This window comes from Alloscardovia theropitheci, from assembly GCF_004332295.1.
GTDB lineage: Bacteria > Actinomycetota > Actinomycetes > Actinomycetales > Bifidobacteriaceae > Alloscardovia > Alloscardovia theropitheci.
Map to the genome: position 1 here is coordinate 34726 of NZ_RXLP01000026.1, position 10793 is coordinate 45518.

7 protein-coding genes are annotated in these 10793 nt (G+C 42.2%); 4 read left to right on the forward strand and 3 right to left on the reverse strand.

Annotated elements, in window-relative coordinates:
* Positions 1-167: 167 nt before the first annotated feature.
* Positions 168-827: a TetR/AcrR family transcriptional regulator gene (locus tag EJ419_RS06645; protein WP_131284890.1), complete on the forward strand. Its 660-nt coding sequence runs from the start codon at positions 168-170 to the stop codon at positions 825-827.
* 285 nt (positions 828-1112) lie between these two features.
* On the opposite strand, the gene EJ419_RS06650 is transcribed toward EJ419_RS06645, so the two are convergent.
* Positions 1113-1631 carry a PadR family transcriptional regulator gene (locus tag EJ419_RS06650; protein WP_131284892.1) on the reverse strand — a complete coding sequence of 173 codons (519 nt, stop codon included), beginning with the start codon at positions 1629-1631 and terminating at the stop codon, positions 1113-1115.
* 145 nt (positions 1632-1776) lie between these two features.
* Here EJ419_RS06650 and EJ419_RS08410 point away from each other — a divergent pair, with 145 nt between their 5' ends.
* The 3 genes from EJ419_RS08410 (at position 1777) to EJ419_RS06660 (ending at position 5080) form a co-directional block, all read left to right on the forward strand.
* Positions 1777-2472 carry an MFS transporter gene (locus EJ419_RS08410; protein WP_276320061.1) on the forward strand — a complete coding sequence of 232 codons (696 nt, stop codon included), beginning with the start codon at positions 1777-1779 and terminating at the stop codon, positions 2470-2472.
* Positions 2390-3466, forward strand: a complete 1077-nt coding sequence (locus EJ419_RS06655; RefSeq protein WP_205668847.1) for an MFS transporter — start codon at positions 2390-2392, stop codon at positions 3464-3466. The genes EJ419_RS08410 and EJ419_RS06655 overlap by 83 nt, the downstream gene beginning before the upstream one ends.
* Positions 3467-3649: 183 nt before the next feature.
* Positions 3650-5080, forward strand: a complete 1431-nt coding sequence (locus EJ419_RS06660; RefSeq protein ID WP_131284894.1) for an MATE family efflux transporter — start codon at positions 3650-3652, stop codon at positions 5078-5080.
* Positions 5081-5179: 99 nt separating this feature from the next.
* Here EJ419_RS06660 and EJ419_RS06665 read toward each other — a convergent pair whose 3' ends face one another.
* Positions 5180-6172 (reverse strand): aldo/keto reductase, encoded by a 993-nt coding sequence (locus EJ419_RS06665; protein WP_131284896.1) that lies wholly within the window; start codon positions 6170-6172, stop codon positions 5180-5182.
* 251 nt (positions 6173-6423) lie between these two features.
* The gene (locus tag EJ419_RS06670; RefSeq protein ID WP_131284898.1) at positions 6424-10638 is read right to left on the reverse strand and encodes a DUF5695 domain-containing protein; all 4215 of its coding nucleotides are present in this window, start codon (positions 10636-10638) and stop codon (positions 6424-6426) included.
* Positions 10639-10793: the final 155 nt, after the last annotated feature.

Genomic DNA, 10793 nt, shown 5'->3' on the forward strand with positions numbered 1-10793 from the left:
TAACCAACGCTTTTCTCTCTATCAATGACCACAACGACGCATGATGTGGCATTGCCACAGTTTTGCTACTATTGGATATAAACTTTGAAATTACGAGAGAGCTTCAGGCAAACTGCAAGAAACCAACGAACTCGCCTCGTTCAAAACAAGACAGAGAGACACGGATTATGCCTGATACGATGCGCATCCACGACGATCAACCTATTGCGAGCAATGAGCATTCCATCCGGTGGCAACGCACACATGCTCTTATCCGCCAATCATATAGCGAACTGCTCCATACTTTAGGTCCTGATGATATTACTGTGTCCGCTATAACCGACCACGCACACATTCATCGCAAAACTTTCTATTTGCATTACGATAGCCTCGAAGCAATTTACGAAGAATATGCCACCTATCTTGCGAAAGAATATTCTCGAACTATAGAGAAGTTGCCACGTCCTTTCAACTATTACGACTTATCACGCACAATGTTCGAGTTTTATACATCGTCTCCTGAAATCGAGCGAATCTTTGCGAGCGCGCAGTATAGACAGCTTGCTAATGACATTATTTTACAGACAACCCAACACAGTCGTTCACTGTATAATCCATATCGAAATTTCTCTCCTGCAGAGCAAGAACTAATTAATACTTTCGTAGTCTATTCATCTGTCAATGTATGGCGTCGTTGGACACTATCAGGAAAGAACATTCCTATGGCTGACGCAATCAAACTTCTCGGCGATTTATTAGAGCATGGAGTCGCACCTCTGAGAGCTCCTTACACTTACGATGGAGCCGATACGGAAGATGCCGTAATTTTCAATGCTGAGAGAAAATAAACAATCTGTCTTATTCTTTTGTTTTACACTTGCAGGTGAGACGACAAAAACCTTATTATCTGCGTTATTTGGCACCATGCGCATCATTTATATTATTTGATAATTAATTTTTATATATGATACACGAAATGCCTATCTTCCCAATAATTCATACAAGAGGGCAGGACGTAATGCATACAAATTTGGAAGTAATTTGTATGCATTACCGAGTTTTTATATAACTCATAATCTTACCCAAAGGAATATATCCAGCACCTCAGCCCATACCAAGCTATGATTGATTATTCAGCTTTTCAATTCCTTAAGCTGCTTCTCTAAGACTTTTTTGGTGGCGTCGTATTGCGCTAAGCCGTACTCAATTGTCATTTCCTGTGTACGAGTGAGTCCATTTTCTTTCCATATACGCAAATTATCGGTCAAAGTTTGAATCTTTTCATCTTTTCGTTCAATTTCTCTCTCTAATAGCCTCGTTAACTTATCGTCATCGAGATCATAACCGAAGAAAAGGCGCATTAAAAAGTCCGACTTAAAAATTTCATCATCCACATCAGACTCAAGATAAGCATGAAGTTCTTCTCTTCCCTGCTCTGTAAGCGAGTAAAGATTTTTATTCGGCTTACCGACTTGCACAATAACCTCTTTTGAAATCATGCCTTCACTTTCTAACTTACGAAGGGTGGGATAAATCATTCCGTAAGTTCCATCAAAGAAATACGATAAGCGATTTTTTAATATGTCATTTATTTCATACCCCGTACGTTTACTCTCCCCCAGAATTCCGAGAACGATATCTCTCCCCTGCATATTTTCTCCTTGTATATTTCCCATTTTTTCTTATCTCACATTCTACCATCTTCATGTTGTCATGCTATATATTTATATTGTTTATATTACTATTGTTAATATGGAATCTAGAAGGATATAATGAAAAAAACTTTCTATCATTGCTATGTGTATCGGAATTTTCTTGTGCATGCTTGATACAACGGTAATGAATATCGCACTACCAGCTATTCAGGAAGATCTTTCGATTAGCTTGAATTCCGTTCAATGGGCGCTAAATATTTATATAATTCTTTTCGCTTCTTTAAGCATTCCACTGACAGCACTTGCCGAAAAATTTGGAAGAAATCGCGCATACATCGTTTCACTATTCATCTTTATCTTGGGCTCATTAATATCATCTTTGAGTACTACGCTGCCATTACTAATCACCGGTCGAGCTATACAAGCTGTTGGAGCAGCGATTATCTTCCCACTGTCAATGACTATTGGAATTAATCTTGTAACTCTAGAAAAGCGCACGAAAGTAATCGCAGCCCTCGGCGTAACCCAGGGACTTGCATCAGCGTTAGGCCCAACTATTGGAGGAATACTTACACAATTTTTAGGATGGCGATGGATATTTCTAGTTAATATTCCATTGATTGCTATTTCTTTTATCATTTGTATTTCATGCCTAAATTTAAACGAAATTACAAAGACCGTTCATATCGATTTTATCGGTGCCATATTGTGCGTTATTACACTTTTTTCGCTCACACTTGCTCTAGTAAAAGCCCATGATTGGGGATGGACTAATATCAGTATCATCGGTCTTTTTTGTTTTTTCTCTTGCTTCTTTCATTGCATTCCTACTGCATGAAAAAACTACACGAAACCCTATGATTCCTCTGCAGTTATTTACCAATCGCGAGTTCACAGGTTCTGCACTTACGAGCCTTACGAGTAATGTTTTCCTCGTAGCCGTAACAGTATTACTGCCTACTTTTTTCACTCGTATACAAAGTCGAAGTGAGCTTATTGCCGCTCTCCTAGTTACTCCAATCACGGTTGCAATATTTATTTTTTCTCCAATTTCTGCGCTTCTTATCAAGAGGCTGGGAGCTCGAATAATTATCGCAGGAGGCTTCGCTCTTATGTTTTGCTCTTATGTATTATTTGCAACAATAAATATGAACAATATACCGATCGTGATTGCCACTTGTGCAGTTTTAGGAAGCGGATATGGAATAATTGTAGGCCCCATTACTGTTTTAGCAGCATCAAATTTCACCGGCGATCTCTTAACTTCTTCACAAAGCGTCATAGGAGTAATCCGTCAAATTGGAGTGGTTCTTGCTGTGGCAATATATGTAAGCTGCCTGTATTCAAACCTTAGCACTGCACGTTCTGATTCAGTAGCATTCATACAATCAACTGTCCAGAAAATTGATGTACCTCATGACGTACAAAAGCAAATTGAATTAAAGGCAATTACTGCATTAGATAGCAATTCCCCATCTGAAGACTTTTCAACGAATCATTTCTCTTCGCAGGAAATTAACAACATGATTGAGGGGGCATACCAGCAAACTTTAACTACTTACCAATCGACAATTTCAGAACAACAAAAACAACGTATACACGACACAGTCGCATCATCGGTGAGACAGCAAATCAAAAAGCTTAATCGCAGCATCAATACCGCGATTGCATCAATCCAACAATATGCGAAATCGAGGTACACACAGGCTTTCACAAGTCTCTACTATTTCTCTATCCCATTTGTTGCAATTTCTGTATGTTTCTTTATTCTTTTCCCGAGAAAACAACAGGACGTAAAGTTATATCGGACCACTTCTGCAGATTCGGAATAACTGTATAAACATCCCCCTAGCGTTTCTGGATCGAAATGCTAGGGGGATGTTATATATTGAGCACGCTAACGTCTATTTGATGCATTTTTTGCACACAGAACTCACACAGTTTTCTCGCCGTATATTAGAGGACATATCCAAGTACATATTCGGACTATCTGTCATGCTAGTCTTGACTTCGCTATGAGAAAGAAATTCCCCACATCTGCCGAGCTTCTCCACCAATTACAAACCCACGGAAAGCTGACACTTCGTCGTAGTCTTTTACTGGTAGGACTACTATCTCTTCCTACCATCGCGGCGCAATTATCTTACTTTATCATGCAGTTTATCGACGCATCTATGGTAGGACATTTAAGTACTACAGCATCTGCATCTATCGGACTAATTTCTCCGGTAACATGGCTTTTCTCTGGCTTATGCACAGCTCTAACCGTAGGCTTTAGCGTTCAAATGGCGCAACGTTTCGGCGCTCAAGACGATAAAGAGGCTCGCAATATTATGAAGCAGGGTCTAGTCGTTGCTACTCTATTTTCTATAGTACTCACTGTAATCACGATTGCTTTAGCCTTCGTTCTGCCTACATGGTTGGGCGGCGCAGCAGAAATTCGTCCAGGATCTACAGCATATTTAACTTTTTTCGGAGCTTCAATTCTTGCTATACAACTGACTTCTATGGGCAGTTCCATGATTCAAAGTTCTGGTAATATGAAGCTTCCTGGTGCTGTCAGTGTCATCATGTGTTTATGCGATGTTTTCTTTAATTCTCTGCTTATCTTTCCAACGACTACATATACATTTTTGGGTATGTCTATCGAATGGCCGGGCGCAAATATGGGGGTCGCCGGAGCGTCTTTGGGAACAGGATTAGCAGAACTCGTAGGTGCGGCAATTTATTTGTGGTATATGCTTGCACGCAGTCCGCTACTTAAACGACGCAGTGGTGAGCATGTGCATTTTAATCGTTCAACAATTGTGACAGCTTTTAAAATTAGCGCACCTGTTGCTATAGAGAACGCTGTGACAAATAGTGCACAGGTTGTGAGCACGAGAATTATTGCCCCACTTGGAACCATGGCTATCGCCGCGAATTCTTTCGCAGTTACTGCTGAAAGTATCTGCTATGAACCGGGTTTTGGCATCGGGACAGCTTCTACTACCATCGTAGGTCAATCTATCGGAGCCAAGCAGCGCGATATGGCTAAACGCTTCGCATGGATTTCCATTGCTCTCGGTATGGCGATTATGTCATTAGGCGGAATCCTCATGTTCATTTTCGCACCACAAATGATTGGCATACTGTCTCCAGATCCTAAAATCATTGAAGCAGGTTCGACGGCTCTTCGCATCGGAGCTATCGCTGAGCCTTTCTTTGCGGCATCAATCGTGGGTTCAGCAGCAATCCGTGGTGCAGGAGATACACTCGCATCAAGCCTCTTCAACGCTGGAACAATTTGGATTATCCGCGTACCTCTTGCCATAATCTTATGCCCTCTCATGGGAATCAACGGTTACTGGCTCGCCTGCGTGATTCAATGGTGGATTTGCGGCATACTCTTCCTATGGAGAGTAAAGAGTGAGGTATGGCTCAAGAAAGTGAAGTGGGCTAACTGACCGCAGCAATATCATCACCGCTACACGTCATATAAATGCCTGGCTTCTTCAACTTCGAGGAAACCAGGCACATCTCTATCTATGAATTATGTTGATATTTTACCAACGATTATGCACATACTGTCGAATACGAGAATCGTACAAATTCGTCAGCTCGTGAGCAAAGTCCTGTGACAAAGGTGCTAGTTGCGATGCGTGAGCATTAGAATTAACTTGTTCCACATTGCGCCCTCCTGGAATTACCGTAGTAACACCTTCTTGATCGAGTATCCATCTTAAGGCGATTTGAGAAGGAGTCGAGTTAGGATCATAGTCACGAGCCAATTGGGAAAATTCTTGTGCTGCTTCTACCCCAACTTCAAAAGGAACGCCGGCAAAAGTCTCTCCAACATCGAACGATTCTCCATGTCTGTTATATGTACGATGATCATTCGGGGCAAAAGTAGTTTCTTTTGTATATTTTCCACTAAGCAAGCCGGAAGCCAAAGGAACTCGTACAATAATCGCAGTTCCAGTTTCCACCGCGCGAGGAAGAACCTCTTCTAATGGCTTTTGGCGGAAGATATTCATAATAATTTGAATAGATGCAACGTTGTCACGATCCATAGCCATGAGGGCTTGTTCGCAGGTTTCTACACTAACCCCATACCGCGCAATACGCTTGTCATCTACCATCTTGTCAAGATAATCATAAGTGCGTTGAGCAGCGATAACATCTGTCGGAGGACAATGTAACTGTACAAGGTCTAAAGTATCCATGTCCAAGTTAGCACGCGAACGATCATTCCATTCAAGGAAATGCTCATACGTGTATTCATCGAAAGTTTGAGGACCTCTACGTCCCATCTTTGTAGCTACAAAAATATTAGTATCAGGATGTGCAGCTCTAAACTGCCCAACGAACTTCTCGCTGCACCCATCACCATATACGTCTGCTGTATCATAGAATGTAATGCCATCAGCATATGCTGCATCTAATATCACAGTTGCATCGTCGGGATTGACATCTCCCCAATCTGAACCTAACTGCCATGTTCCCAAACCAATTTCCGATAGAGGCACACCGAGCCTCGATGCTTCACGCATTTTCATGTCATCTCCTTTATCGAATGAATAGTGACATTACCGTATCATATTTTCCTATCACCAATCATGAAGGAATACAAATAGGAAATTTTCCGGTTAATCAGTACGATTCATCCGCACGAATTGTACTTTTTATGCAGTTAGTATCTTTCACGTCTATTCACACCCATATTACGTAAAACTTGAGGAGTCCGACATATATACTCTCGTGTATAGAGACGGACTCCTCAATATATTTCACTGGCTTATGCACGTAATTAATGCATACGTGACCAGCGTTTCAAAACAGCAGCCATTGCTAAGGAAATTACCGAAACAATCATAATAGTGCTCACAGCAACGCCTGTCTTCGAAAGTTGACGCGCAGACTTCGAAAGCTGCTTTTCTTGTGAGTTCTTTTTGTTATTTGATTGTTGCTGTAGACCTGAATCGTTACTATTCGACTCTCCAGGTCGTTGCTGATTGTTTGCATTTTCATCCTCGCCTGTTCCTGGTTGAGGTTGAGGTTGAGGTTGTGGCTGAGGTTGAGGCTGAGGTTGAGGCTGAGGTTGAGGCTGAGGTTGAGGTTGAGGTTGATTCCCACCGCCTTGATTGCCATTACCACCTTCCTCTGAATGTGCAACCACTGTAAGCGTTATCGTTGCACTGTGACCATTATGAGTTGTGGCACGAATAGTCGTTGTACCTGCTTTACGAGCTGTTACTAGACCTTCATTTGACACGCTCGCAATGTCCTGATCATCAACTGTCCATGTAACAGATGAATCAGTTGCGTTTGATGGAGTAACCACAGCAGTTAATTGCGTTGTGCCATCAACGGTCAATGAAGCAGCGTTATTAGCTACGTCAGGAGATTGGATACTTACGCCATCTGGCTGAACGACTCGACGAATTGTTACAGTAGATGAACTATTTATACCCAAATCATTGAGATTAATAACTGCTGTACCATTTTCGGATCTATTCACATCCGCACGATTGTTACCTGATATCGCTTCCCATTGTCCGGATGGTACATTGCTCAAAACAATAGATGAACGTGTCGTATCAGATGATGTCGTCTCAGCTGCATTTACTTCGCGTGCGGTGAAGAATGCAACACCGCGAGTTGACCTTGCAGAAGAAGCGCTGCTCGTATTATTCAGAGCATGAACATCACGCAAATCAAGAGTGAGCTCAGAACCGTCTTTTGCTAAGGTAGCGCGAGTATAACTCAAACCGTTGAGCTCAAAACCGAATTTTCCAGCATTGTAGAAAGTTACACGACGAGAAACTCCATCGGTTGGCTTAATCGTCCACGTAGAATTATTTGATGTCAGATGCGCACCATAAGCATACTCGCCGAGGATCTTGTCATTAACCACATTGACTGATGCTGTTCGTAAAGCGCCCCAGAATCCTAAATCAGCTTCTCCAGACCACATCCACCAGTGGTTCTCAACTGGAATCATCGAGTAGGCTCCTGCTGCTGTCCGATTTCCCCCTTCGCTCTGATACTGCCATGCAGCAGCACCACGGTTACTTGGGTCAGAGCTAATTTGTCCCATATTAATATTGGACCATCCAGCCATATACGCTCCATATGTAGAGCGCATGAGTTCATCAGCATCCATACCAGACTGGCTCAACTGTTCATTATTACCAGAGAAATTCTTGAGATAATCTTGTTGCTGCCATGCCCCCAACTGAGTTTCGTAACCGAGATTCCACCACGATTCGCCCATATGACGATTATCACCACCATTGAAGTACCATAAAGGCTGAGTACCACGAGCAGCGAGAGACGCTAATGTTGTCTTGCGCTGCAGGGCAGAATCAAGTGGATTGCCGAACTTTGACATCGTATGAGTTGATTCAAACGCTGTAGTATCAATACTCATTTCAGAAGCAAAAGGATACTTCTTTGTCTTAAATTCAGCAAGTTTATCCTGAGCAAAGCCTGTAAGTTTTTGAGCATTCTCGTTCATGCCCTCATCGCGAAGTGCTTGAACGATCTCAGGAATTGTTCCTTCGCCCATAGCTCCCATTTCGCGTGATGAGTTATCCAGGAATGCTGCACGATAATTCTTGTCATGTGTATAGAACGCTTGAGCTGTCTTAAACGCCATATCCAAATATTCACGAGCGCTAAAACTCATAGTGAGCTGTGGATACATTTTCGCAATACGATACATGTTAAAGTAAGTATTCCATACGTGTGGTGAATTCATTACTCGCCATGTAACGGCACCGGTTGCAACATCGCGACTATCCCACTTTCCTGATGGACGATCTCCATCAGTTCCGTCATACCAATGATACAAATTCCATGTTCGTTCGTCACATTCCTTACCCGTGCATGCAATACCTGCATCTTTTTTACGCTGATTTTGCAAGTATCCCAAAAGGAAATTATTGATGTAGTAATCGAGAGCTTCTACCTGTTCTTGCACAGGTCGCATTGCGTTCTTTTCTGAGAGGAATTCAGCTGGCGATAAGCCCAAGTCATCTGCACCTCCAGCCATCCAACGCTTATTCCATTCAGATTGTCCCTTGAGCGAATTGCTAGAACGTGTAACCACTTCTTTCTTGCTCATGTTCCATTGCAAGAACGCTCCATCATACCCTTTTGATGGATCCTTCACTTGCTGATTCTTCACGAGGAAGTCAGCATGAGAATCAATCAATTTATCGATAGATTCAATACTGTTATATTGAATCACAGATTTGCGCTCACCATTTTTGCCAAAGTTAACTGTGACAAAGTTCTCACCCAATGAGTTGAATTGCAATTCATAAAGATCGTAACCATTTCTGGAATCAACTTTGTTAATCACTGCATCACGACCTAATGCCGTATTCTTTCCACCACCAGGTGTCACCGAAGCAATACCATCTTTAGCACGAACTGCTAAGAGAGCTTTCTGACCACGAGCGATAGTATAACCCGGATAACTTACAGCATCTACAACACCGGCATCAAACAGCACTCTGTGCAGATCATTGTAATCATTAGCCCACTGCAGAGTAAAACCATATGATTTCTTTTCTTGAGACTCAAGCTCCATCTTGCTCGAGTCAAGGTATCCGTCAATTTTTCCTGTGCGAGAAGGCTGGAGATGGTTTGAATGAATAGAGAATTCCACCAATCCTTCCCAGCTTGGATCTACTTCTTGGAAAGGTCCTTCACCAGGCTTTGCCTTATCTTTAAATTCAAGAGACGTACCTGCCTTTGGAACCATCACGAGATATGGGCCTACACCGTTAGGACGCTGCCAGTAAATATACGAACCATTTTTTGCGACGAAAGCGTGTCGTGATACATTTTGCTCATAGATATTATCTTGGCTAGAAGAATCCCACCATGAATTCATAAGCATCGGAAGACTCAAATCATCCATTACAAGCTTTTTGCTAGATGTATTGGTAATATCTATATTCCAATTAAGAACACTATCGCTTTGTCCACTAAAACTATAACGTTCCGATAGATTAAAGTCTTTAATTGCACCAGTTCGATTTTCTGTCCGAGACGATTCATACGTCACAGTAATAGAATTATTATCTTTGATTACTGTACGTCCTTTATCAGAAAGACTTGTATTTTGAGGCTTCCCATTTGTCCACGTATTGACATCGCCAACCCAACGCGAGTCATCAATATTAAATTTTGTACCAGTGTATTTCGTCTGTGGATTCATCACATAATTCGTGCACTGCGGACCATCTTGAGAATTATTGAGATGATAGATGCCGCCTGTTTCTCGGCTGACACCCAATTGGAAGCTCTGTGAAGATAACACTGCTAATCCGGTATCAATGAAGCTCGGCACAGAACCTTGGGCAGTTACTGAGAAATCACTTACACCCACAGCAGCAAAATTGTGACCATCAGTTGTAGCAGAAAGCACCGCACGCAGATAACGCGCTTTCACCGCCTTAAATGTGACTGTATTAGCGCTATTTTTATCGCGCGTATAAGTAGATTCTGCGGATAATTCGACATCCGTCCACGCCTTACCATCAGTGGAAGTTTGAAGCTTCCATGATTGAGGAACAGCTACACCATTGCCAGCCGTTTCTGATGGATTATCATACCAAAATGACAGCGATGCTCCAGAAAGTGTAACGTCACTTGACCACTGATATTGAATCCATTGTGTAGCAGGACGATTATTTCCAGCATATGTACCCCATACTTGCGAGTTGTCGCCACCAGTAAAAACGGACACGCCATCTTGAACAGCGCTAATATTATTCCACGCTGCCGTATAGGACGCAGTCACACGAGCTTTTTGTGCCGGCGTAGCCGTTTTCACAGCATCTTCAGCATCAGCTGGTGGCACGCATGTGTAACCTGTCTGAGTGATATTACTATTTTCTGCAAAAGCAGTTTGTACGGTCGCAAAGATTCCGGACGGCATAGCAATTGCTGCACATGCCAATAATGCAACGGATTTCTTGCTCCACTTAGTTTTTCTTGGGAACACCATTATTCCTTTCTTATCGCTTCTATTAATGTGAACCGATATTTAAAACGCTATCGAAGCTAAACACGGAATTCTTATGAGTATCTAAAACCGAAAATTTTCCTTATTATAGATATATGATTTCTCGTCCCACCCTTGCAGAAGTAGCGCGAAAAGCT